Consider the following 20923-nt stretch of genomic DNA (forward strand, 5'->3'; position numbering starts at 1 on the left):
GGACCGGGTCCCCCAGGACGACTCACCGGATCAGGACCCCGAGGGGCCGGTGCCGGTGAGGTGTTCCGGACGGACCGGCGTGCGGTTCAGCTCCAGACCCGTCGCGTTCCGGATCGCCGCGAGGACGGCCGGGGTCGACGACAGGGTCGGGGCTTCGCCGATGCCACGGAGCCCGTAGGGCGCGTGGTCGTCGGCGAGTTCGAGGACGTCGACCGGGATGGTCGGCGTGTCGAGGATGGTCGGGATCAGGTAGTCCGTGAAGGACGGGTTCCTGACCTTCGCGGTCTTCGGGTCGACGATGATCTCCTCCATCACCGCGACGCCGAGGCCCTGGGTGGTGCCGCCCTGGATCTGGCCGACGACCGAGAGCGGGTTGAGCGCCTTGCCGACGTCCTGGGCGCAGGCCAGCTCGACCACCTTGACCAGGCCCAGCTCCGTGTCGACCTCGACGACCGCGCGGTGCGCGGCGAAGCTGTACTGGACGTGGCCGTTGCCCTGGCCGGTGTGCAGGTCGAAGGGCACGGTCGGCCGGTGCCGCCACTCCGCCTCGATCTCGACCACGTCGTCGCCGAGCACGTCGGCCAGGTCGGCGAGGACCTCGCCGCCGTCGGTGACGACCTTGCCGCCCTCCAGGAGCAGTTCGGCGGTGGCCCAGGCCGGGTGGTACGTGCCGAACTTGCGGCGGCCGAGCTCCAGCACCTTCTCGCGGACGAGTTCGCAGGAGTTCTTGACCGCGCCGCCGGTGACGTACGTCTGGCGCGAGGCGGAGGTCGAACCGGCGCTGCCCACCTGGGTGTCGGCCGGGTGGATGGTGACCTGGGTGACGCCCAGCTCGGTGCGGGCGATCTGCGCGTGGACGGTGACCCCGCCCTGGCCGACCTCCGCCATCGCGGTGTGCACGGTGGCGACCGGCTCCCCGCCGACGGCCTCGACGCGGACCTTGGCGGTCGAGTAGTCGTCGAAGCCCTCGGAGAAGCCGACGTTCTTGATGCCGACCGCGTAGCCGACACCGCGGACGACGCCCTCGCCGTGCGTGGTGTTGGACAGGCCGCCGGGCAGCTGCCGTACGTCCGCGGCGGCGCCGGCCGACAGCCACTGCTGCTCGGGCGGCAGGGGCATCGCCTTGACCCGGCGCAGGAGTTCGGCGACCGGGGCCGGGGAGTCGACGGGCTGTCCGGTGGGCAGCAGGCTGCCCTGTTCCATGGCGTTCAGCTTCCTGAACTCCACCGGGTCCATGCCGAGTCGCGCCGCCACCTTGTCCATCTGCGCCTCGTAGGCGAAGCACGCCTGGACCGCGCCGAAGCCGCGCATCGCGCCGCAGGGCGGGTTGTTGGTGTAGAGGGCGATGGCCTCGACCTGGACGTCGTCGACGACGTAGGGGCCGATGCCGAGCGAGGAGGCGTTGCCGACGACGGCCGGGGAGGCGGACGCGTAGGCGCCGCCGTCGAGCACGATCCGGCACTTCACGTGCGTCAGCTTGCCCTCGCGGGTGGCGCCGTGCTCGTAGTAGAGGCGGGCCGGGTGGCGGTGGACGTGCCCGAAGAAGGACTCGAAGCGGTTGTAGACGATCTTGACCGGCTTGCCGGTGCGCAGCGCCAGCAGGCAGGCGTGGATCTGCATCGACAGGTCCTCGCGGCCGCCGAACGCGCCGCCGACGCCGGACAGCGTCATCCGCACCTTCTCCTCGGGCAGGCCGAGGACCGGGGCGATCTGGCGCAGGTCGCTGTGCAGCCACTGGGTGGCGATGTACAGGTGGACGCCGCCGTCCTCCTCGGGCACCGCGAGGCCGGACTCGGGGCCGAGGAAGGCCTGGTCCTGCATGCCGAAGTAGTACTCGCCCTTGACGATGACGTCGGCCTTCTTGGCGGCCTCGTCGGCGTCGCCGCGGACGATCGGCTGGCGGTGCACGATGTTCGGGTGCGGGACGTGGCCGATGTGGTGGTCGTCGCGGTTCTCGTGGATGTGGACGGCGTCCGGGGCGGTCGCGGAGGCCTCGTCGGTGATGACGGGCAGCTCGCGGTACTCGACCTTGATCTTGGCGGCCGCGCGGCGGGCGGTCTCCGGGTGGTCGGCGGCCACGATCGCGACCGGCTCGCCGTGGTGGCGGACCCGGCCGTGCGCGAGGACCGGGGTGTCCTGGATCTCCAGGCCGTAGTTCTTGACCTCGGTGGGCAGGTCGTCGTAGGTCATGACCGCGTAGACGCCGGGCTGGGCGAGCGCCTCGCTGGTGTCGATCGAGACGATCTCGGCGTGCGCGACCGTGGAGCGCAGGATCTGGCCCCAGAGCATGTCCTCGTGCCACATGTCGGACGAGTACGCGAACTCGCCGGTGACCTTGAGGGTGCCGTCGGGGCGGAGCGTGGACTCGCCGACGCCGCCCCGGGTCCGGGAACCCTGGGTGATCTTGGTGGGAGTGCCGATGGTGGGCATGTGGCTCAGACCGCCTCTCCCTGCCGGGCGGCCGCGAGGCGGACCGCGTCCATGATCTTCTCGTAGCCGGTGCAGCGGCACAGGTTGCCCGACAGCGCCTCGCGGATGTCCGCGTCGCTCGGGTTCGGATTGTGCTCCAGCATCTCGTCGGCGGCGACCAGCAGGCCCGGGGTGCAGAAGCCGCACTGGACGGCGCCCGCGTCGATGAACGCCTGCTGGATCGGGGAGAGTTCGGCGCCCTCGCCGGTCTGGGAGTCGGCGGCGGGCCTGGCCTGCCAGCGCTTGGCCTCGTCGAGCGCGGTCCCGCAGGAGCGGCCCTTGGCGTAGTCGGCGAGGCCCTCGACGGTGACCACCTCGCGGTCCTGCGCCTGACCGGCCGCGACCAGGCAGGAGCAGACCGGCACGCCGTCCAGCCGGACGGTGCAGGAACCGCACTCGCCCTGCTCGCAGGCGTTCTTGGAGCCGGGAAGGCCGAGGCGCTCCCGCAGGACGTACAGCAGGGACTCGCCCTCCCAGACGTCGTCGGCTTCCTGGGGGCGTCCGTTGACAGTGAAGTTGACGCGCATTACGCGGCTCCCTCCGTGAGGCGGCGGGCGCCGCGGTACGACTCCCAGGTCCAGGTGAGCGTCCGGCGGGCCATCACGCCGACCGCGTGACGGCGGTAGCTCGCGGTGCCCCGGACGTCGTCGATCGGGTTGCAGGCGGCGGCGCACAGGTCCGCGAACTGCTTGGCGACCGACGGGGTGATGATCTTCCCGTTGTCCCAGAAGCCGCCCTCGTCGAGCGCCGCGTTCAGGAAGTCCTCGGCGGTCCTGGCGCGCACCGGCGTGGGGGCGGCGGAACCGACGCCGGTACGGACCGTGCGGGTCTCGGGGTGCAGGGCCAGTCCGAAGGCGCACACGGCGATGACCATGGCGTTGCGGGTGCCGACCTTGGAGTACTGCTGGGGTCCGTCGGCCTTCTTCACGTGCACCGCGCGGATCAGCTCGTCCGGCGCCAGGGCGTTGCGCTTGACGCCGGTGTAGAAGTCGTCGATCGGGATGAGCCGGGTGCCGCGCACCGACGCGGCCTCGACCTCGGCGCCGGCCGCGAGCAGCGCGGGGTGGGCGTCGCCGGCCGGGGAGGCGGTGCCGAGGTTGCCGCCGACGCCGCCGCGGTTGCGGATCTGCGGGGAGGCGACGGTGTGCGAGGCGAGGGCCAGGCCCGGCAGCTCGGTGCGCAGGTTCTCCATGATCCGGGTGTACGGGACGGAGGCGCCGAGCCGTACGCTCTCCTCGCCGGCCTCCCATTCGTAGAGTTCGCCGATGCGGTTGAGATCGAGGAGGTACTCGGGCCGGCGGTGGTCGAAGTTGATCTCGACCATCACATCGGTACCACCCGCGATCGGCACTGCGGTGGGGTGCTCGGCCTTCGCGGCGAGCGCCTCCTCCCAGCTGGCGGGGCGAAGGAAGTCCATGACCGGCTCTCTTCTCCGTCTCGTGAGTCTCGTGAGTCGTGCGGATTGAGCCAATCCGTGTGCGGCGGGCCCGGCTCGTTCATGTCCTGTTAACGCGGAATGACGCCAGTACACCGCCCCGTACTCCACCGGGGTCAGTCACCGAAACCATGAAGGAGTTGGCTGGCCAGCACAGGCATCTTGTAGATTCGTATGAACGGAGGTCATCAGTAACCTCCCGGCTTTCCTGTGGAAACGCTGGAAACGCCCAGGCACCTCGTGATCGCGGCCCGTGACCTCGCACGCCGGGCGCCTCAGCCATGACACTGCACGATTCATCGTAGATTTCGAGACACAGAACGGCGGCGACGAGATGCGGCTGCGCGCACTGCTGGACACCGATGCGCTGGGCCTGCGGCTGCTCGGCGGCGAGGACGAGCTGGACCGCACCGTGCGCGGGGTGATGACCACCGACCTGCGCGACCCCAGCCGCTACCTCTCCGGCGGCGAGCTGGTGCTGACGGGCCTGGCCTGGCGCCGGGACGCCTCGGACACCGAGCCGTTCGTACGACTCCTCGCGCAGGCCGGGGTGGCCGCGCTGGCGGCCGGTGAGGCCGAGCTCGGGGACATCCCGGACGACCTGGTGGCGGCCTGCGTCCGGCACCGCCTCCCGCTCTTCGCGGTGCACGAGTCGGTGGCGTTCGCGACGATCACCGAGCACGTCGTGCGGCAGGTCAGCGGCGAGCGGGCCGGGGACCTGGCGGCCGTCGTGGAACGGCACCGCCGGATGATGACCTCGGGCCCGGCCGGCGGCGGCCCGGACGTGGTCCTCGACCTGCTCGGCTCCGACCTCGACCTGCGGGCCTGGGTGCTCTCCCCGACCGGCCGCCTGATCGCGGGCTCCAAGGTGTCCGGGCCCGATCTGCCGGGCGACGCCTGCGCCCGGCTGGCCGCCGAGCACCTGGCCGCGGCCCGCACCGGCCGCCGGGGCCCGCACCGGGTGCTCCTGGACGGCTCCACGTTCTCACTCTTCCCGGTCCGCAGCAGCGGCCGGTCCGCGCAGGGCGCCCGGGACGTGCGCGAGACCGTGCTCTCGGACTGGCTGCTGGCCGTCGAGGCGGACGCGGGCGACTGGCAGGACGAGCGCCTCGACCTGCTCCAGGGCGTCACCCAGCTGATCTCCGTCGAGCGCGACCGCCGCGACGCGGCCCGCACGGTGCGGCGCCGGCTCGCCCAGGAGGTGCTGGAGCTGGTCCAGACGGGCGCGGCGCCGGCCGAGATCGCCGCACGTCTGCGGGTGGCCGCGCCGGTCCTGCTGCCGGGCCTCGGCGCGGCCCCGCACTGGCAGGTGGTGGTGGCCCGCGTGGAATGGGACGGCGGCGAGGTCGAGGGCGGCCCGGTCGCGCAGTCCCTGCTGGAGGAGATCCTGGTCGACCCGCAGGCCACCGGGCCGGAACCCTCCGACCGGATAGCCGTGGCCCACACCGGTGACGAGGCGATCGCCCTGGTCCCGCTCCCCGCGGTCGCCGCCGAGCACGACGGCTCGGAGTCCGGCGTGCACGCCGACACGCTCCTGAAGGCCGTGCGCGGCCCGCTGTCGGCGGGTCTGAACGACGACGGCCGGATCACCCTCGGCGTCAGCGCCGCCGTGCACTCCGCGGAGGGGCTGCGCGGGGCCCTGGAGGAGGCCCGGCACGCCCGCCGGGTGGCCGCCGCCCGTCCCGGCCGGGTCTGCGCGGCCGGCCACCAGGAGCTGGCCTCGCACGTCCTGCTGCTCCCGTTCGTCCCCGACGACGTCCGCCGCGCCTTCACCGCCCGGCTGCTGGATCCGCTGCGGGACTACGACCGCCGGCACCGCGCCGAGCTGATCCCGACCCTGGAGGCGTTCCTCGACTGCGACGGCTCCTGGACCCGCTGCGCCACCCGTCTCCACCTGCACGTCAACACGCTGCGCTATCGCGTGGGGAGGATCGAGCAGTTGACGGGCCGGGACCTGTCGCGGCTGGAGGACAAGCTCGATTTCTTCTTGGCATTGCGGATGAGCTGAGGCGAGCGGGGCACGCGGCGGACCGGCGCCGAGTGCCGCCGGCGTCCCACGACTTTGTGAAATTATTCACCCACCCTCTTGGCCCCGCGCGGCGATCAGTGCTGGAATGCGGCCACCACTTCACAGCTCGACGGCGTGCTAGGGGAGGGCAACGTGGCGTACTCCGCCATGTCTGGGAACGGGACGACCGATGGTGACGATCCGCTCCAGACCGCGGTGTGGCGGCTGCGCTCGCGGGCCTGCTGGGCCGACGCGGCGGCACTGCTGCCGACGGACACGCCGACGTACACCCTGCAGCGGGCGGGGCTGATGGTCGAGCGGTGCCTCTACACCGAGGGCGGCTGGGGCGAGGCGGAGGACGCGCTGCGCACGGCGGAGGCGGCGGCCCGCACCGACGAGGAACGCGGCGCGGCCGCCTGCGAGCGCGGCCAGCTCGCCTACGCGGCCACGCTGCACGGGGTGCGGGACCGGGCCGACGAGGCGCGGGCCGCGCTCGGCAGGGCGGCGGCGCTGATTCCGCCGGGGGCGCCGGGGCGGGCCCTGCTCGACTTCCGCCGGGGCCTGCTGGCGGAGAACCTGACCCGTTCCCCGCAGGCGGCGCGGGCGGCGTACCGGCGGGCCCATGCCGCCGCCACCGCCCACGCGGACCCGCTGCTGCTCTCCTTCACCTGGCGGCATCTGGCCGGACTGGCCCTGCGGGAAGGGGAGTTGGCGGAGGCGCGGCACGGGTTCGCGGAGTCGCTGCGGATCAGGGAGGAGCTGGGCTATCTGGTGGGCACGGCGCCGGCGCTCGCGTCCCTGGCGGAGACGGAGTCCGAGCCGGAGGCGTCACGGCTGCGCGAGGAGGCGGGCCGCCTCTTCCGTCTCCTGGGCGGCGTCCCCACCTGGCTGGCCCACCAACTGACCCCGCCGACCCCGGGCACGGCAACGGCGTAGCACCACATCCGCGCCCCCGGTGGCGGTTGTTCGCGCAGTTCCCCGCGCCCCCAAAGGGGCGCGGGGAACTGCGCGACAAGCCACGACGCACCCGCACCCGACCGACGGCAGCACACCCGCCCCCCAAAGGGGCGCGGGGAACTGCGCGACCAGCCACGACGCACCCGCACCCGGCGGACAGCAGCCCGCCCCCTCCTGAAGGGGCGCGGGGAACTGCGCGAACAGCCACAACGCACCCGCACCCGACCGACAGCAGCACACCGCCCCTCAAGGGGCGCGGGGAACTGCGCGAACAGCCACAACGCACCCGCACCCGGCGGACAGCGGTCACGCCCGCGGCGGCCCGCCGTACCTCCGCTCACCCCGCGGTGGTGAAATGCCCGGCCACCAGTCGCCGCACCACGTCCAGCTCCCCCGCGACCAACGCGTCCAGCAACGCCGCATGCTCCCCCGCGTCGGCCACCAGATCCGCCCGCCCCCCGTGCAACGGAACCGCCCGCCGCTGCAGGTCCTCGGCGATCTGCACCAACTGCTCGTTGCCCGCGAGGGCCAGCACCGCACGGTGGAAGGCACGATCGGCCTCCGCGTACGTCGCCCTGCACCCCCGCGCCGCCGCCCGCACCGTCTCCTCGGCCAGCGGCCGCAACGCCGCCCACCGCTCGGCCGGCACGCTGCGCGCCAGCCGCATCACCACCGGGACCTCGATCAGCGCCCGCACCTCGGCCAGTTCGGCGAGTTCCCGGGCGCCGCGCCGGACGATCCGGAACCCGCGGTTGGGCACGACCTCGACCGCGCCTTCGAGCGCCAGCTGCTGCATCGCCTCGCGCACGGGCGTCGCGGAGACCCCGAACCGCTCCCCCAGGGCCGGCGCCGAGTACACCTCGCCGGGCGTCAGCTCCCCGCCCGCGAGCGCCGTACGCAGCGCGTCCAGGATCTGCCCGCGCACGGAGGCCCGCTGCACGGCGGGCCTGGCCGCGGGGATCGGCCGTTCGCCGTGCGTGTGCTCGCCGCGTGCGGCCGGCACGCCCGCGGGACGGCCGCCCGCCTCCCGGACCGGCTCCCCGGACCGCGTCTGCGCCGGCACCCTGGCCGCCTCGGCCGGAGCCGGGTGCGCGCGACGGTTCACGGGTCCTCCTCCGACTCGTCGGGACTTGGGTCATTAACGGTGGGTTGTCACCTGTCCGTCAAGCACCTTAGGCGCCCCGGGCGATAGTTCAAATTTCCGAATGAGTGGGTAAGGTAAGGCTTACTTATCCAGCAGTCGGCCCGCACCCGATCGGTGGTAGCCCATGCCCTCGCCCGTCTCCGCCGCCTACGCCCGTCTGACCGAGGTCTGCCCGGACCTCGTGATCACGGTGCTGGGCCAGGACGAGCCGGCCCCCCGGGGCGGCGGCTGGGTCGGCGCCGCCGAGCTGGCGGCGGGCGGGCCGGGCCTGGACACCTTCCTGGCGTGGGACGAGGACCAGATCCTGCGGGACTACGGACAGCCGGGGCGCCCGGACGTGGTGGCCAGCTTCGGCCTGCACCGCTACGCCTGGGCCGCCTGCCTCCTGATCACCCTCCCCTGGTTCCTGGACCGCCGCGTCCCGCGGCTGCCCGTGACGGACGTCTCCTACGACCGGGTGGCCGGCCGCATGGCGGTCCGCGCCGGCTCCTTCGCCTGCCTGCCGGACGATCCGGCGGCGGCGCTGCCCGGCGCCGTCGTCGTCGCGGACGAGGAGGCGCTGCGGGCCGAGGTGCGGGCGGCCGTCGCCGAGCACCTGGAGCCGGTCCTCGGCGCCTTCGGGCCGCGGATGCGGCGGCGCGGGCGCGCGCTGTGGGGCATGGCGACCGACGAGATCGTCGAGGGGCTCTGGTACGTCGCGGGGCTGCTGGACGACGAGGAGCGTGCCGTACGGGAACTGGAGCGGCTGCTGCCGGGCGCCACCAAGCCGTACGCCGGCTCGGCCGCCTTCCGGGTGCTGACGGGCCCGGCCGGCGAGCCGCTGCCGACCCGGGACCGGGCGAGCTGCTGCATGTACTACACGCTGCGCCCCGAGGACACCTGCGCCACCTGCCCGCGCACCTGCGACGACGAGCGGATCGCCAAACTCACGGCGGCCGCCGCGGCCTGAGGCTCCCTCAGCGCCCCGTCCGGCGCAGAACACCCCCGTGGATCCAGTAAGATCATCGCGGGCGGGATGCCCCCTGCGCGGACAGGGAATTCACAACTTCCTCACTTGCCGCAGGAACTTTCCGAGGAACCACCCGTATGGGTACTCTTACTCGAACTCAACTCCCGCCCCTCACGCGGCAGTTCGAGCAGAATGCCGCCCTGGGGCAACCCCTTGCACTTCCTTGGCGGTCTCTTGCCCCGAAACCCCCTGAGGGCCAGTGGGATTGGGCCACTATGGCGGGCGATACGCCCTATCCCAATGCAAGGGACCCCTAGATGAGACTGACCGACATATCGCTGAACTGGCTGCTTCCGGGCGCCGTACTGCTCCTGGGCATACTGGTCGCGGTGGCGGTGCTGACGCGGTCCAAGCGGTCCGGCGGGGAGCACGCGAAGGACGACTCGTGGGAGCGCAGCGAGGAGCGGCGCAGGCGTAAGGAAGCCATATACGCCACGGCTTCCTATGTGCTTCTGTTCTGCTGTGCGGCGGTCGCGGCCGCGCTCTCCTTCCACGGACTGGTCGGCTTCGGCCAGCAGAACCTCAATCTGTCCGGCGGCTGGGAGTACCTGGTCCCGTTCGGCCTGGACGGCGCGGCGATGTTCTGCTCCGTCCTCGCGGTGCGCGAGGCCAGCCACGGTGACGCGGCCCTCGGCTCCCGGATCCTGGTGTGGACCTTCGCGGGTGCGTCCGCCTGGTTCAACTGGGTGCACGCGCCGCGGGGCGGCGGCCACGACGGCGCGCCGCAGTTCTTCTCCGGCATGTCGCTCTCCGCTGCCGTTCTCTTCGACCGCGCGCTGAAGCAGACCCGCCGGGCCGCCCTGCGCGAGCAGGGTCTGGTGCCGCGTCCGCTGCCGCAGATCCGCATAGTGCGCTGGATGCGCGCGCCCGTCGAGACCTACCGTGCCTGGTCGCTGATGCTCCTGGAGGGTGTCCGCAGCCTGGACGAGGCGGTCGAGGAGGTGCGCGACGACAAGCGCCAGAAGGAGGAGAACCGGCTGCGCCGCCGCGAGCAGAACCGGCTGGAGAAGGCTCAGCTGAAGGCGATAAGCCGGGGCCACCGCGGCTTCGTCGGACGCCCCGGCCGGCAGGAGGAGATGCATCAGGTCGAGCGTGGGCCCTCCCAGCCCACCGCGGAGCCTGCCATATCGGCGCCGGAGCAGCTGCCCGTACGCCAGCGGCCCTCCCTCCAGCCAGTCCGCAAAGGGTCTGACCCGATCACGGTCGACCTGACCGCGGAGGACGACACCATGGCGCTGCCGCGCCTCGACTCCCTGGAGCGCAAGCTCAAGGACCTGGAGCAGCAGTTCGGCTGACCGGCTGCTGCCGGACGGCAGATCGGGACGGGGGCGTGACCTACGGGGTCATGCCCCCGTCCCGTTGCGCGGCGTCGGCGTCAGGCGGCGTCGGCGTCCAGTTCGAACCACACCGACTTGCCCACCCCGTGCGGCTGGACGCCCCAGGCGTCCGCGAGGGAGTCGACCAGCACCATGCCCCGGCCGTGGGTGCCGTCGCCGGTGTCCGGGGCGCAAACCCGAGGGCGCCGGCCCACGAAGTCCCGAACCTCCACGCGCAGCTGGCTCGGTCCCACGACGGCGGTCAGCACGGCCTCGTGGTCGGTGTGGACGAGCGCGTTGGTGACGAGTTCGCTGGTGAGCAGCTCCGCGATCTCCGAGCGGCCCGGTTCCCCCCAGTGCCGCAGCAGTTCCCGCAGTTCCCTGCGCGCCTCGGGCACCGCCCGCAGGTCCGACCGTCCCAAGCGGCGCCTGAGCCGTGCCGGATCTCCCCGTTCCGTCGAGCCGGTCTCTTCCCCCGCCGTCCTCGCCGAGGAGGCCCCGATGGCGACGGGACCGCCCCCTCGTGCCTGACTGTTCATGACCCCCGCCCGCGCGCTGTTGCCGGTTCCCCTCCTGATCGAACACGTTCACGGGGATCCATGCCCGCTCGGGCACGGGCCAGTCATGTCACGCCGATGACGACCGGGTGTTCGGCCATGTCCTGGACCGGCCCCGGCCCGTACGTCGTCTCCCGGACCGTCCCGTACGCGCCAACGGTGCCGCGGACCCGGCGTGAAACAGCCCCTGGCCGAACGGCCCGAGCTGTTTCACGCGGTTCCCGGCACCGCCGAAGCTGGCCGAAAGCCACCCTTCCGCCTACTTGCTCCCGAGGCCCTTGGTGCCGATGTGAATGATCTTGTGGGTGTCCCGGGTCATGTCGACGTACAGCTTGGTCGTCACGTTCCGGCTCCAGGTGAGGGTGACGACGGCCTCGGTGCGGTTCTTCGCCGTACCGGCCTCGGTGACCTTCCACCGGAGCGGGGTGTTCTGCGCCTGGAGCACCCCGTTGGCGTGCTCCCGCTCCTCCCAGGCCGCCAGCACCTTCGCGTAGGCCGGGTCGAGGTAGTAGGCGCGCAGCGCGGTGGGCAGGTCGCCGCTTCCGTCCAGGTCGCTGACGGCGTCGATGTAGGAGCCGTAGAAGTCGGCGATCCGGGTGAGGTTGTCCGCCGGGTCGCCGGCGACGCTGCGCGCGGCGCCGGCCGACGCCTGGGCGGTCACGCCGAGCCCGAGGGCCACGGCGAGGATGCCGCCGGTGAGGGCGGTGCGGGTCTTGGTACTCATGTCTGATTCCCCCGTTTTCTGGTGTCTGCGGTGTCCGCGGTGTCCGTGCCGTCCGCGGTGACGGCTGAGGCCGGATGGCCGATGAGCGCCGGGCCGTCCTCCCCTCCCCCGGACGGGAGGACGGCCCGGATCTCTCAGTGGAGCTTGTCGACGGCCGTGACGGTGGTCCTCTTGAAGGCCTTCACGGGCGCGTCCGGGAAGCCGCCCATCTGCCCCCAGTCGACGACCGTCATGGTGCTGCCCTCCCGTCCGAGCGAGAGCAGCCGGATGTCACTGGCGCCCCAGGAGGTCTCCGTGTGGATGGCGTACACGTGCGCGCCGTCGCCGACGGGCAGGTCGCCGTGGTCCTGGAAGGCGGCCCGGGTCTCCGGGTCCTCCATCTCCATCCGGTCCGCGCAGGACACGATGTCCTCGTCCAGCTTCCTGACCCTGCTCTTCGCCGCGTCGGCGCTGGGCAGTCGCACGCTGACCTGACGCGCATGGGTGTCGAGGTCGGTCCGGAACTCCCGGTACCAGGTGTTCTGGCCGCCGCCGAGGACGACGCCGAGGCAGAGGTCCTGCTGGACCGCCTCCGGTACGCCCGCGGTGACCTTGCCGGCCGTCCAGGGCGAACTCGGGTGCGGCGGCAGGTCGGCCGCCGCGAGGAAGCCCGGCGGCTTCGGAGCGGCCGCCGTGGGAGCGGCCGCCGCCGGGACGGCGAGCGAGGCGCCTACGGCCAGTGCGACGCCGGTGATCATGGTGAGCGCGCCTGCTCGGGTGCGCTTGGGCATGGCTGGTCCCCCGTCGGTTCGGTGCATGGGTGTGGAATGCCGCGGACGGCGCCGGCTGGTCGGTCCGGCCCTGGTCGGTGCGGCACCAGAAGCATCGTCCGCCGTCCCCGCCGACCGCAACGGCCGCCGCCCGTTCCGCCGGCCTGGAACCATCCCAGCCCTGTTGACGTGCAGGTATATGAGTGCCTGGGACAGAGACGACCGGGGGAGGGTGTCCGTGCGCGAGGACGTCGAGGAGTTCGCGGCGCTGCTGCGGCAGTTGAAGGACCGTACGGACCGGAGCTACGGCTCGCTGGCCCGCCGCCTGAACATGAACACCTCCACCCTGCACCGCTACTGCGCGGGCGAGGCGGTGCCGCTGGACTTCGCCCCGGTCGAACGCCTGGCCGCGTTCTGCGGTGCGGCTCCCGAGGAACGGCTCGAACTCCACGAACGCTGGTTACGGGCGGTGGCCGCACGGCAGCGGCCGCGGACCGCCGGGGACACCGGAACCGACCCGGAACCGGCGGCGCCCGTGGCGCGGGCGGAGCAGGCGGAGGCGGAGCAGGCGACCGGCGGGCGGCCCGGGAAGCCGGAGAAGGAGGAGGGCCGGGAGGGCACCTCGCCGGACCCCGGTGCCGCGGCCCGTCCGTGGTACCGGCGCCGCCGGACCCTGGTGGGCTCGGCCGCGGCCGTCGTCCTGCTGGTGACGCTGGGCAGCCTGATCGCGCCGTCGGACGACCGCTCGCCCGGCGGCGCCGCGGCGCACCCGCCCGTCTCCTCGCCGACGACCGCCGCCGGGGACGCCCGCCGCGCCGACGGCGCCGTGTCCGCCGGCCCGTCCCCGGACGCCACCGGCTCCCCCGGCCTCCGTTCTCCGTCCGCCGCGCCCCAGGGCACGAAGAAGGCCCCCGCCTCCGCCGCGCCGGGCAGGTCGACGGCCGCCGCGCCGGCCGGGGTCCCGCTCGCCTGGACGGCCGGTTCGCAGGTGTGGGAGCTGGGCTGCGACCACGACTACGTCATCGACAAGCAGCCCTCGCAGGTCCCGCCGCCGCCCGCCCCGCAGGACGCGGGCACCTGGGCGGCCACCCAGAACGCGGTGCACGGCCACGACACCATCGTCCAGATCTCGGTCCAGGGCCGCTCGTCCACCGCCGTCGTCCTGGAGGACCTGCGGGTACGGGTGGTCGGCCGGACCACTCCCGCGCCGGGCATCGCCTACTCGATGGCCGACGGCTGCGGCGGCGGCCTCACCCCGCGCTACTTCGACGTCGACCTGGACAAGGACCGGCCGCTGGCCCGCCCGGTGGCCGGACAGGGCCCGGACGGGCGGACCGTCTCCACGATGCGGCTGCCCTACCGGGTCTCCTCCACCGACCCGGAGGTGCTCCGCGTGCAGGCGCACACCGAGGGCTGCGACTGCCGCTGGTACCTGGAACTGGACTGGTCCTCGCAGGGCCGTTCCGGCACGGTCCGGATCGACGACCACGGCAGGCCGTTCCGCACCAGCTCCGTCAAGGGCCTGCCGGAGTACTGGTACGGATTCGTGGACGGCGTCCGCCAGTGGGTGCCGGTCGCACACTGAGCCCTCGGGCCGCCGCCTACGGGCGCGGCACGTTGCGCAGGTTGGAGCGGGCCAGCTGGACCATCCGGCCCACACCGCCGTCCAGCACCATCTTGGACGCGGAGAGCGCGAAGCCGGTGACCATGTCGGCCTTGATCTTCGGCGGGATGGACAGCGCGTTGGGGTCGGTGACGACATCGATGAGGGCCGGGCCCTTGTGCTTGAAGGCGTCCTTGAGCGCACCGGCGAGCTGCCTGGGCTTCTCGACCCGCACCCCGTAGGCACCGCAGGCCTGGGCGACGGCGGCGAAGTCGGGGTTGACGTTGGTGGTGCCGTACGAGGGCAGGCCCGCGACCAGCATCTCCAACTCGACCATGCTGAGAGCCGAGTTGTTGAACAGGACGACCTTCACCGGCAGGTCGTACTGCACGAGGGTGAGGAAGTCGCCCATCAGCATGGCGAAGCCGCCGTCCCCTGACATCGACACGACCTGGCGCCGCCGGTCGGTGAACTGCGCGCCGATCGCCATCGGCAGCGCGTTGGCCATCGAGCCGTGCGAGAAGGAACCGATGACCCGGCGGCGGCCGTTGGGCGAGATGTAGCGGGCCGCCCAGACGTTGCACATGCCGGTGTCGACCGTGAACACAGCGTCCTCGTCGGCGAGTTCGTCGAGGACGGAGGCCACGTACTCGGGGTGGATCGGGACGTGCTTCTCCACCTTGCGGGTGTACGCCTTCACCACCCCCTCCAGCGCGTCCGCGTGCTTCTTGAGCATCCGGTCGAGGAACCGCCGGTTCTCCTTGGCCCGCACCCGCGGCACCAGACAGCGCAGCGTCTCGCGCACGTCGCCCCACACGGCGAGGTCGAGACGGGACCGGCGGCCCAGCACCTCGGGGCGCACGTCGACCTGCACGATCTGCACGTCGTCGGGGAGGAAGGCGTTGTACGGGAAGTCGGTGCCGAGCAGGATCAGCAGGTCGCACTCGTGGGTGGCCTCGTAGGCGGCGCCGTAGCCGAGCAGTCCGCTCATGCCGACGTCGTACGGGTTGTCGTACTGGATGTGCTCCTTGCCGCGCAGGGCGTGTCCCACCGGGGACTTGATCTTCCCGGCGAGTTCCATGACCTCCGCGTGCGCGCCCGCCGTGCCGCTGCCGCAGAACAGCGTCACCTTGTCCGCCGCGTCGATCATCGCGACCAGCCGGTCGAGGTCCTCGTCGCCGGGGCGGACGGTGGGCCGCGAGGTGACGATCGCGCTCTCGACGGGATGCTCCGGCGCCGGCTCGTCGGCGATGTCGCCCGGCAGGCTCACCACGCTGACGCCGCTGCGGCCGACCGCGTGCTGGATGGCGGTCTGGAGCAGGCGGGGCATCTGCTTGGGGCTGGAGATCAGCTCGCTGTAGTGGCTGCACTCCTGGAACAGGCGGTCGGGGTGGGTCTCCTGGAAGTAGCCGAGGCCGATCTCGCTGGAGGGGATCTGGGAGGCGAGGGCGAGCACCGGGGCCATCGAACGGTGGGCGTCGTAGAGGCCGTTGATGAGGTGCAGGTTGCCGGGGCCGCAGGAACCGGCGCAGGCCGCCAGCTTCCCGGTGACCTGGGCCTCCGCGCCCGCCGCGAAGGCCGCGGTCTCCTCGTGGCGGACGTGGATCCAGTCGATGGCGGAGTTGCGGCGGACGGCGTCGACCACCGGGTTGAGGCTGTCGCCGACGACGCCGTAGAGGCGGCGGACTCCGGCGCGGACGAGGATGTCGACGAACTGCTCGGCGACGTTCTGCTTGGCCATGGCGGACGGGTGCCCCTTCCCTGTGGGCGGATACCTCCCATCCACGCACAGGGACCGGCGTCACGCCTCCCAGACGACCGCGGCCGTACGGTCGTCGGCGTAGCCCTTCACCCGTACCTGGGCGTCGGTGAGGAACGCGGCGAGGCCCGGCGGGGTGCCGCCGGACCAGCGCCGGGCCAGATAGGCGCACAGGGCGGGTTCGCCGCGCAGCGGTTCGGCGAGGCCGGGGCTGCACATGACCAGGGCGTCACCCGGGCGGGCTACCGAGGCGCGGAAGAGGAACGGGTCGCGGGGCGGTTCGGGAGCCGGTTCGTAGGGGCTCGGCGGGGTGGGGATGCCGAGGTCCATGGTGAGCCGGTCGCCCTCCGGTGTCTCGGCGGGCGGTGAGCCGTAGCCGACGACGGCCCCGCCGACGGTCTCGGTGCCGGCGTGCGGTTCGATGTCCTGCCACTCGCCGTCCCGGAGCCGGAACAGCCCGCCCTCCCCGACCCCGAAGAAGACCCGGGTGCGGCACTGGGGGTCGGCGGGGACCAGCAGGCAGCGCAGGCCGGCCGCGTACTCGTCGTCGGCGACGCCCTGTTCGGCCGCGCTGGCGCGGAGCTTGCCGAGGCTGCGGTCGGTGAGCCGGTGCAGTCCGGACTTGAGGTCGCCGCGCCGGGCGGCCTGGATGTCCTCGGTGAGCCGCCGGTGGCTGCGGCCCACCGCGCGGGCGATCCACGCGCAGACCTCGGCGGCGGCCCGGTGGGCACCGGGGGTGGCGCGGGCGCCGGTGGCCGTCGCGACCAGGAGCAGCGCCTGGTCGCCGGAGCCGAACCGGGCGGTGAGCAGGGCGTCGCGGCGCGGTTCGCCGCGGTACCGGCCGGAGTCGCCGCGCTGCGAGACGGCCCGCAGGGTGCAGGTGCCGTAGCGGGCGCCGTCGAGCACGGTGTCGGCGACCAGCGCGTCGAGGGCGTCGGGGTCGGCGGCGGGCAGGGCGGTCGGTTCGGCGTCGTAGGTGGGCGGGCCCGATCCGACGTACTCCACGGAGGAGACCGGGGCGGAGTACGGCGGGAGGGCGGCCAGGTCGGGCCGGGTGGCGGCGTGCACGCCCGCCCAGGCCTCGTCCTCCGCCTCCACGAACTCCGGGTCCTCCTCGTCCCACGGCCAGGGCTTGCGAACGGCGGCGGCGTCCTCGCCCGCGGCCCGCTGCGCGGGCACGGCGGGCGGTCCGGTCACGGCGGGCGGCGCTGCCTGCCCCGGCACCGCCTCGGGCCCGGCCACCGGAGCCGGAGCGCCGGGCGGCCGCGGCACGACGGGCGGATCGGGCGGCCCGCCGACCGCCGGAGAAGCGGGCGGAGGGACGGCGGGAGGAACCGCCGGAGGGACAGCCGGAGAAGCGGCCGAAGGAGCGGTCGGAGGAACCGCCGGAGGAACGGCCGGCGGCGGTGGAGCGGCGGCGGTCGGGGGGCCCGGGGCGACCGGAGGCGCGGGCGGGCCCGGCTGGACGGGCGCCTCCTGAGGACCGGGTGCGGACGAGCGGTCCGGGACGTCCGGCGCGGCGGACCGCCTCGGCACCGCCGGTGGTATCCGCGGCGGCACGGCCGGAGGCGGCGGAACCGCGGCGGCCGAAGGACCCGGCACGACCGGCGGCGTGGGCGGAGGCGGGCCCGGCTGGACCGGCACGGCCGGAGAACCGGACGCCGCCGCGCGGTCCGGGGCGTCCGGCGCACCGGACCGCATGGGCGCCGCCGGTGGCGGCCGGTCCGCAGCTCCCCGGCGTTCCCGTCCCGTCACCGTGTTCTTCGCCGAGGCGAACCGGTCGTCCAGTGAATCGGGTGCGGCCGTGGGGCCGGTGTCCTCGGTGGAGTCGTCGTACAACTGCCCCCACCAGTCGTCCTCGTGACGGGCGGGCCTACCCCCTGGCTGGCTCATGCCCCTGATTGTCCACCGCTCAGGCCCGATGAAAACGGGGCATCGGGAAAATCCCGCACACGACCCGGTGTCGAACGCCGTGGCGAGTGAATCCGTGAACGCGCGTGCGAGGAAAGGGAGTCGACGGCACGCGTGCGGCGGACGGTGCCCGTGACACGGGTGAGTCGCCGGGTGGTCCCACCCCCCACGGGAGAACCACCCGGCGACAGCTGAGTGACCCGGCCCCGGATCCCCTGCGCGTCGCGCGCGTCACGGGACCGGGCCACCGTTCGCGCGGCCGGACGCGGGTGGCGTCCCGGCCGGAGACCTCATGGTGACGGGTTTTCCTGGCGACCAGCTGTGCGTCGCGGATCCGGAAGCGGGATCCGGACCCCCTGCGAAGGTGCCGCGGTGACGTGATCTTGGCAGAGAGACCGCCGGTACGGCGATGATGGGCCACGGCGGGTTTGCGCCGTGGCCGGTTCCCGCCACGGCGCCGGGACGGCGAGGGAGGGACGCGAGGCGATGCTGGCAGCGCTCGGGCTGGACGAGAGGGACGAGTCGGCGTACCGGACGCTGGTCTCCGTGGGCGCCGCCGACGTGCCCGACCTGGCGCGGCGCCTGACGCTGGCCGAGCCGGACACCGAACGCGCGCTGCGCCGGCTGGAACGGCACGGCCTCGCCGCCCAGTCCTCGGGCCGGCCGGGCCGCTGGGTGGCGGCGCCGCCCGGCGTGGCGCTGGGCGCGCTGCTCACCCGGCAGCGGCACGAACTGGAGCAGGCGGAGCTGGCGGCGGCGCTGCTGGCCGAGGAGTACCGGGCGGCTGCCGCCGAGCCCGCCGTGCACGACCTGGTGGAGGTGGTGACCGGCGCCCCGGCCGTCGCGCAGCGGTTCCTCCAGCTCCAGCTGGGCGCGGCCGAGGAGGTGTGCGCCCTGGTCACCGGCAACCCGACGGTGGTCTCCGGGGCGGAGAACGAGGCCGAGGAGCAGGCGGCCGGCCGCGGCGTGCGCTACCGGGTGGTGGTGGAGCGCGCGGTGCTCGGCCTGCCGGACGGCATCACGGAGCTGACGGCGGCGCTGGGCCGGGGCGAGCGGGTGCGGGTGGTGGAGCGGGTCCCGACCAAACTGGTGGTGGCGGACCGCGCCCTCGCGATGGTCCCGCTCACCTCGCAGACCTCGGAGCCCGCCGCGGTGGTGGTGCACGCCAGCGGCCTGCTGGAGCTGCTGTCCGAGCTGTTCGAGTCGGTGTGGCGGACCGCGCTGCCGCTGCGCCTGGGCGTCTCCGGCACGATCGAGGAGGCGCCCGACGCGCCCGACGCCACCGACCTGGAGGTGCTGTCGCTGCTGCTGGCCGGCCTGACCGACGCGAGCGTGGCCAAACAGCTCGACCTGGGCCTGCGGACCGTGCAGCGCCGGGTGCGACGGCTGATGGAGCTGGCCGGGGTGACGACCCGGCTGCAACTGGGCTGGCACTCCTGCGAACGGGGCTGGGTGGCCCGGGACTGACCCGCACTGCACCCTGGGCAGATGGGCGCGGGAGAACTCCTGCTGGTCGGTCTCGTGCTGGCGCTAGGCCTGTGCGGAGTACTGGTGCCCGGCGTGCCGGGTTCGTGGCTGGTGTGGGCCGGCGTGCTGTGGTGGGCGCTGTACGACCCGCGCCCGCTGGCGTGGGCGGTCCTGGTCGGCGCCTCGGTCGTGCTGCTGCTCACCCAGGTGGTCCGCTGGATCCTGCCGCCGCGCCGGCTGCGGGCGAGCGGCGCCACCCCGCGGATGGGCGTGTACGCCGGGGCCGGCGCCCTGCTCGGTTTCGTCCTGCTTCCCGTGGTGGGCGCGATCCCGGGTTTCATGGCCGGGATCTACCTGCACGAACGCCGCCGCCTGGGCCGGCGTGCCGAGGCGGTGGCCGCGCTGCGCACGACGATGGACGCGGGCGGCTCCGGCGTGCTGGCCGAGCTGTTCGGCTGCCTGCTGGTGACGGCGGGCTGGCTGGCGGCGGTGGCCTCCGGCCGCTGAGGGCTCAGACCAGGTCGGCGAGCTTGACGGCGTCGGCCAGCGCGCGCATGCCCGCGTCGTTGAAGTGCAGATGGTCACCGGGGTCGTAGCCGGGCCGGATCCGCGTCGGCCGTTGCGGGTCGCGGACGACGGCGTCGAAGTCGGCGTAGGCGTCGAAGACGTGCCGGGTCCGGATCAGCGCGTTGACCTGCTGCCTTACGGCCTCCCTGGCGTCGGTATAGCCGCTGAACCCCTGGTAGGGCGTGAGCGTGGCGCCCACCACCCGGATCCCGCGCGCGTGGGCGCGGGCGACGATCGTGCGGTACGCCCGCAGGAAGTCCTCGGGGTCGGTGGCCTCCGGGGTGCCCTTGATGTCGTTGATGCCTTCGAGGAGGACCACGGTCCGCACGCCCGCCCGGCGCAGTCCGTCGGCGTCCAGGCGGTTCAGGGCGGCCGGTCCTCCGGTGCTGTCCAGCAGCAGCCGGTTGCCGGAGATCCCGGCGTTCAGGACGCCGGTGCGCAGCGGGCGCAGCCGTTCCGCCAGGCGGTCGGGCCACCGGTGGTTGGCGCCGAAGCTGGAGCCGTTGCCGTCGGTCAGGGAGTCGCCGAAGGCGACCACGGTGCCGCGGTGCGGGCCCCGCACGTCGACGCCGGAGACGTAGTACCAGTTGCCGGTGGTCCCGGTGTACGCGTCGCCGTGCTCGTCGGCGGCCCGGCCGGCACCGGCTCCGGCGAGATAGCTGGTCTGGAGCGCGACGCGGTGATAGGTGGCGGGGCCGGAGTCGCCCGGGGTCTCGACGGTGACCAGCAGGTCGGCGGCGTCCGGGACGGCGAGCGGCACCGGATCGCTGACCAGGTCCTGCCCGGCCGGGACGATCGCTGTGCCGGCGCCGTCGAAGGTGGCGGCGCGCATGGATCCGGGTACGGCGTCCGCGCCGGTGCCCCGGCGCAGCGCGACCGTGACCGCGCCGAGCCGCAGCGGTGCGCTGCCCAGCCGGTTGCTGACGTGGATCCGTACCGCGCTGCCTCCGACGCTGAGGCGGACGACGTTGCGGTAGGCGGCGCCGGGCACCTCGGGTGCCGTGCCGGAGGGCGCGGCCTCCCAGCTCCCCGTCCACGGCGAGGGGCCGGGCGCGGCACCGGCCCGCCCCGTCGTGCCCATCGCGATCAGCAGTGCCGCGCCGAGGATCCGCCCGACCTTGCCCATCCGTACCCGTCCTTCCCTAGGTCCACTGGAGGGGAAGGTGGCACACGGAGGGTGAGCGGGCGCGGCAACCCGACCGGTGGACCACTCGGGTGGCGGAGCGCGGCGTGCGGCCGGGCCCAGCC

The 20923-nt window shown here is 73.7% G+C and carries 17 protein-coding genes; 7 read left to right on the forward strand and 10 right to left on the reverse strand.

Annotated elements, in window-relative coordinates:
- Positions 1 to 30: 30 nt before the first annotated feature.
- From ACIQOE_RS11865 to ACIQOE_RS11875, 3 genes are read right to left on the reverse strand one after another with little or no spacing between them, the layout of a single operon-like run.
- A complete protein-coding gene (locus ACIQOE_RS11865; RefSeq protein ID WP_401411161.1) occupies positions 31 to 2430 on the reverse strand; it encodes a xanthine dehydrogenase family protein molybdopterin-binding subunit in 2400 nt (799 codons plus the stop codon).
- 5 nt (positions 2431 to 2435) lie between these two features.
- Complete coding sequence (locus ACIQOE_RS11870) at positions 2436 to 2996, reverse strand: (2Fe-2S)-binding protein (RefSeq protein WP_365564775.1); 561 nt, start codon at positions 2994 to 2996, stop codon at positions 2436 to 2438.
- The gene (locus tag ACIQOE_RS11875) at positions 2996 to 3886 is read right to left on the reverse strand and encodes an FAD binding domain-containing protein (protein WP_401411164.1); all 891 of its coding nucleotides are present in this window, start codon (positions 3884 to 3886) and stop codon (positions 2996 to 2998) included. The genes ACIQOE_RS11870 and ACIQOE_RS11875 overlap by 1 nt, the downstream gene beginning before the upstream one ends.
- Before the next feature lie 352 nt (positions 3887 to 4238).
- On the opposite strand from ACIQOE_RS11875, the gene ACIQOE_RS11880 reads away from it, so the two are divergent.
- Entirely contained in the window at positions 4239 to 5912 is a 1674-nt protein-coding gene (locus ACIQOE_RS11880) for a PucR family transcriptional regulator (protein ID WP_401411166.1), read from the forward strand.
- Positions 5913 to 6080: 168 nt separating this feature from the next.
- Entirely contained in the window at positions 6081 to 6848 is a 768-nt protein-coding gene (locus tag ACIQOE_RS11885; RefSeq protein WP_351315933.1) for a hypothetical protein, read from the forward strand.
- A 358-nt stretch (positions 6849 to 7206) separates the two neighbouring features.
- On the opposite strand, the gene ACIQOE_RS11890 is transcribed toward ACIQOE_RS11885, so the two are convergent.
- Positions 7207 to 7974 carry a GntR family transcriptional regulator gene (locus ACIQOE_RS11890; RefSeq protein WP_399011194.1) on the reverse strand — a complete coding sequence of 256 codons (768 nt, stop codon included), beginning with the start codon at positions 7972 to 7974 and terminating at the stop codon, positions 7207 to 7209.
- 163 nt (positions 7975 to 8137) lie between these two features.
- On the opposite strand from ACIQOE_RS11890, the gene ACIQOE_RS11895 reads away from it, so the two are divergent.
- Both ACIQOE_RS11895 and ACIQOE_RS11900 read left to right on the forward strand, forming a co-directional pair.
- Positions 8138 to 8962, forward strand: a complete 825-nt coding sequence (locus ACIQOE_RS11895; protein ID WP_365564784.1) for a (2Fe-2S)-binding protein — start codon at positions 8138 to 8140, stop codon at positions 8960 to 8962.
- Positions 8963 to 9279: 317 nt separating this feature from the next.
- Positions 9280 to 10317, forward strand: coding sequence for a DUF2637 domain-containing protein (locus tag ACIQOE_RS11900; RefSeq protein ID WP_351328572.1), 1038 nt, complete (start codon positions 9280 to 9282; stop codon positions 10315 to 10317).
- Positions 10318 to 10397: 80 nt separating this feature from the next.
- Here the strand turns inward: ACIQOE_RS11900 and ACIQOE_RS11905 are convergent, their stop codons facing one another.
- The 3 genes from ACIQOE_RS11905 to ACIQOE_RS11915 all read right to left on the reverse strand — a co-directional run bounded on the left by ACIQOE_RS11905 (position 10398) and on the right by ACIQOE_RS11915 (position 12389).
- Positions 10398 to 10877 (reverse strand): ATP-binding protein, encoded by a 480-nt coding sequence (locus ACIQOE_RS11905; protein ID WP_365564786.1) that lies wholly within the window; start codon positions 10875 to 10877, stop codon positions 10398 to 10400.
- Between the two features lie 277 nt (positions 10878 to 11154).
- Entirely contained in the window at positions 11155 to 11619 is a 465-nt protein-coding gene (locus ACIQOE_RS11910; protein WP_351328576.1) for a hypothetical protein, read from the reverse strand.
- A 134-nt stretch (positions 11620 to 11753) separates the two neighbouring features.
- Positions 11754 to 12389, reverse strand: a complete 636-nt coding sequence (locus tag ACIQOE_RS11915) for a hypothetical protein (RefSeq protein ID WP_401411169.1) — start codon at positions 12387 to 12389, stop codon at positions 11754 to 11756.
- A gap of 178 nt (positions 12390 to 12567) precedes the next feature.
- On the opposite strand from ACIQOE_RS11915, the gene ACIQOE_RS11920 reads away from it, so the two are divergent.
- On the forward strand, positions 12568 to 13953 hold the full coding sequence (locus ACIQOE_RS11920; protein ID WP_401411171.1) for a helix-turn-helix domain-containing protein: 1386 nt from the start codon (positions 12568 to 12570) through the stop codon (positions 13951 to 13953).
- 16 nt (positions 13954 to 13969) lie between these two features.
- On the opposite strand, the gene ACIQOE_RS11925 is transcribed toward ACIQOE_RS11920, so the two are convergent.
- Positions 13970 to 15712 (reverse strand): pyruvate dehydrogenase, encoded by a 1743-nt coding sequence (locus ACIQOE_RS11925; protein ID WP_351328582.1) that lies wholly within the window; start codon positions 15710 to 15712, stop codon positions 13970 to 13972.
- A gap of 60 nt (positions 15713 to 15772) precedes the next feature.
- A complete protein-coding gene (locus ACIQOE_RS11930) occupies positions 15773 to 16927 on the reverse strand; it encodes a protein phosphatase 2C domain-containing protein (RefSeq protein WP_401411173.1) in 1155 nt (384 codons plus the stop codon).
- 1200 nt (positions 16928 to 18127) lie between these two features.
- Here ACIQOE_RS11930 and ACIQOE_RS11935 point away from each other — a divergent pair.
- Together ACIQOE_RS11935 and ACIQOE_RS11940 are read left to right on the forward strand one after the other, a co-directional pair.
- A complete protein-coding gene (locus ACIQOE_RS11935) occupies positions 18128 to 19108 on the forward strand; it encodes a helix-turn-helix domain-containing protein (RefSeq protein ID WP_362651260.1) in 981 nt (326 codons plus the stop codon).
- Positions 19109 to 19129: 21 nt separating this feature from the next.
- Complete coding sequence (locus ACIQOE_RS11940; RefSeq protein ID WP_351328588.1) at positions 19130 to 19615, forward strand: DUF456 domain-containing protein; 486 nt, start codon at positions 19130 to 19132, stop codon at positions 19613 to 19615.
- A 4-nt stretch (positions 19616 to 19619) separates the two neighbouring features.
- Here ACIQOE_RS11940 and ACIQOE_RS11945 read toward each other — a convergent pair whose 3' ends face one another.
- Complete coding sequence (locus ACIQOE_RS11945; protein ID WP_401411176.1) at positions 19620 to 20801, reverse strand: SGNH/GDSL hydrolase family protein; 1182 nt, start codon at positions 20799 to 20801, stop codon at positions 19620 to 19622.
- Positions 20802 to 20923 lie beyond the last annotated feature (122 nt).

This window comes from Streptomyces sp. NPDC091282, assembly GCF_044757385.1.
Taxonomy (GTDB): domain Bacteria; phylum Actinomycetota; class Actinomycetes; order Streptomycetales; family Streptomycetaceae; genus Streptomyces; species Streptomyces gramineus.